This is a genomic window from Janibacter sp. LM (genome assembly GCF_039631275.1).
Lineage (GTDB): Bacteria > Actinomycetota > Actinomycetes > Actinomycetales > Dermatophilaceae > Janibacter > Janibacter terrae.
The window spans coordinates 1-372 of the sequence record NZ_JBDIVG010000100.1; the positions used below are offsets into that span (position 1 = coordinate 1).

Below are 372 nucleotides of genomic sequence, written 5' to 3' on the forward strand. Positions count from 1 at the left end.
CCATCGTTTGGAAACGAGGATGTACTCATGCCGAAGGACACCACCCCGGGGAAGCCGACCACGCGTCGCTACAGCCCCGACGAGAAGGCCGCTGCGGTGCGGATGGTCAGGACTCTGCGCGCAGAGCTAGGCACAGAGCACGGCACGATCCAGCGCGTCGCCCAGCAGTTGGGGTACGGCACCGAGTCGGTGCGGTCCTGGGTCCGTCAAGCTGATATCGACGAGGGCCACGTCGCGGGCATCAGTACCAGTGACGCGGCGAAGATGAAGGCTCTGGAGCAGGAGAACCGTGAGCTCAAGCGCGCCAACGAAATCTTGAAGAGGGCCGCCAGTTTCTTCGGGGCGGAGCTCGACCGCCAGCACAAGAAGTAG

1 pseudogene is annotated in these 372 nt (G+C 64.0%); it reads left to right on the forward strand.

Going from position 1 to position 372, the window contains the following annotated elements:
* Positions 1-27: 27 nt before the first annotated feature.
* Positions 28-372 (forward strand): annotated as a pseudogene (locus ABC138_RS17615) (transposase); the annotation flags it as partial.